The following is a 2513-nucleotide window of genomic DNA, read 5'->3' as shown; positions in this document are numbered from 1 at the left end:
CCCATCGCCGACATCAGGCCGAAGAGCCCGGCCGCCACCGGGGCCAGGCCCACGTCCCCGAACGTTCCCGTCGCCAGGGCGGCTGCCGGGCGGAGCGGGGTGGTGGACCCGGCAGATGTCCCTGGACGGGTCGGGACGTAGCGCTGCCGGTCGGACGACTCACGCGAAGGCTCAGCTGCGGGACGCGGCGCAGTCGCCGGGCCGGGAGGCGTTGCCGACCGGGTCGACTCCTGGCCGAGCCGGTCGGACGGCTCGCGCGGGGGCTCGGTCACCGGGCCGGGCGAGGTACTGGAGTCGGCAGACGTTCCCGGCCGCGTGGGGACGTAGCGCTGCCGGTCAGACGACGCACCCGGAGGCGCGGCTGCGGGGCGCGGCGGAGTCACCGGGGCAGGAGGCGTTGCCGAGCGGGTCGAATCCTCGCCGAGCCGGTCGGATTGCTCACGCGGAGGCTCGGCCGCCGGACCGGACGGGTTACTGGAACCAGCAGACGTCCCCGGACGGGTGGGGACATAGCGCTGCCGATCGGACGACTCACGCGAAGGCTCAGCCTCGGGACGCGGCGGAGTCACCGGACCGGAAGTCGTTGCTGGGCGGTTCGAATCCTGGCCAAGCCGGTCGGACGACTGACGCGGCACCTCGCCCTCAGGGCGCGCCGGAGTGACCGGACCAGGAGGCGTTGCCGAGCGGGTCGAATCCTGGCGGGGCCGGACGGGCGAAGGATTCGAGGCCTCGCTCGCAGGGCGCGGCGGGGTGTCCGAGTCGGCGGATGTCCCCGGCCGGGTGGGGACATAGCGCTGCGAGTCGGATGACTGACGCGGAACCTCACCCGCAGTACCCGGCGAGGCGGCGGGACCGGCAGACGTTCCCGGGCGCGTGGGGGCATAGCGCGGCGCGTCGGACGGCTCACGCGGAGGCTCACCGTCAGAGCGCGGCGGAGTCGCCGGACCGGAAGTCGTTGCCTGGCGAGCAGAGTCCTGGCCGAGCCGGTCGGAGGCTTGAGGCGGAGCCTCGCCCGACGACCCGGGCGGGGTGGCAGAACCGGAAGACGCTACCGGGCGGCCGGGGGCATGGCGAAGCCAGTCGGACGACTCACCGGAACCCTCACCCTCGGCACGCGGCGGACCACCCGGAACGGGAGGCACCCCCGAGCCACCCGAATCCTGGCGCGACCAATCAGACGCCTCACGCGGAACCTCACCCGCAGCACCCTGCGACGCAGCGAAGCCAGGAGCCGCTCCCGGGCGGCCCGGCGCATGGCGAAGCCGATCGGACGACACACCAGCGGCCTCACCCACCGCACTTGGCGAGACACCCGGAACGGGAGGCACCCCCGAGCCGGCCGAATCCTGACGCGACCAGTCGAATGCCTCGCCCGGAGCCGCAGCCGCAGCACGCGGTGGGGCAACGGAGCCGGGAGGCGTCGCCGACCCGGTCGAATCCTGGCGCAGCCAGTCGGACGACGGACGCGGGCCCTCGCTCGCAGGACGTGGTGATGGGGTGGCCGTCTCCGAACTCGGTTCCCACAGCGCTTCGTTACCGCCTGTCGCCGTCGTCGGGCGGTGAGGCGGCCGGGGTGGAACAGCTCCCCGCGTGGCTCCACCGGCGTTCGCGCGGAGCGCCTCGCCGCCAGGCGCGGGCGGGGTGTCCGGAAAACGTGCCGAGGCTGGAGGAGGGGGTGGACTCACGGGATCCATTGCTCGGGGCGAGAAGGGCCGAAGACCGGGAAAACGCGGCCGCCCATCGGAGGAGACCGGCGCAGAACCGGACCCGGCACGACCATCGGAGCCGCCGTTCGAAGATGCGGTACGAGGATCGGAGCCGGTACTCGAAGACACCGCGCCGGCATCGAACCCGTTGCCCGGAAACCCGGTGCGCGCATCGGGTCCGTTCCCCCGGAACACCTCGCCCGCATCGGACCCACCGTCCTGCGGCGCCGTACGTCTCCCGTCACCGCGGTCCCACCACCCCGTGCCGAACCCGTCGCCTCCGCCCGCGTTCCCGCTCCCCGCCGACGCCGTACCGGAACCCATCCCACGCGACGGCACATCAGAACCCGGCGCGAACGGCTCTCCCCCAGTTCGCGAAGCCCCCGCAGTCCCGGAGTTGTCCGAGCCCGACACACCCACGCCGTCGCTCGGTCGCGGCGCATCCTCCGCCGCCCGTCGACCTCTCGCGTGGGCGCCCGAAGCAGGTCGCCGGTCCGACGACCCACCGTTCGTCCGCGTACCCGGCATCCCCGGCGCACTCCACGCGTCCCACGAACTCGAAGTACTCGACGCACCAGGCCTGTTCGGCGTACCCGGCGTGCCCTGCCCACCCCTCGAAGCGGAACCAGGAGCGCCCTGCGCTCGGCCGACTCGCGGATGACCTTCGCGGAGAGGCCCTCCGGGTTGTCGACGAAGCCCGTGCCGGGTGCCGCACTCGGCAAGCCGTACATCTGGGGCGCCAACGGCCCCGGCGGCTTCGACTGCTCGGGCCTCATGCATTGGTCGTACGCCCACGCAGGCGTCCAC

1 protein-coding gene and 1 pseudogene are annotated in these 2513 nt (G+C 73.5%); one reads left to right on the top strand and one right to left on the bottom strand.

Features of this window, described 5'->3' with window-relative positions; translation table 11 throughout:
• Positions 1 to 272: hypothetical protein (locus ACNFOC_RS53205; protein WP_416966140.1), on the bottom strand; the 272-nt coding region annotated here is incomplete at its 3' end.
• A gap of 2145 nt (positions 273 to 2417) precedes the next feature.
• Here ACNFOC_RS53205 and ACNFOC_RS53200 point away from each other — a divergent pair.
• A pseudogene (locus tag ACNFOC_RS53200) lies at positions 2418 to 2513 on the top strand (NlpC/P60 family protein); the annotation flags it as partial.

Origin of the sequence: Streptomyces colwelliae (assembly GCF_048158785.1) — a bacterium.
In the GTDB taxonomy this organism is placed as follows: Bacteria; Actinomycetota; Actinomycetes; order Streptomycetales; family Streptomycetaceae; genus Streptomyces.
This window is presented reverse-complemented; position numbering and strand designations above follow the sequence as displayed.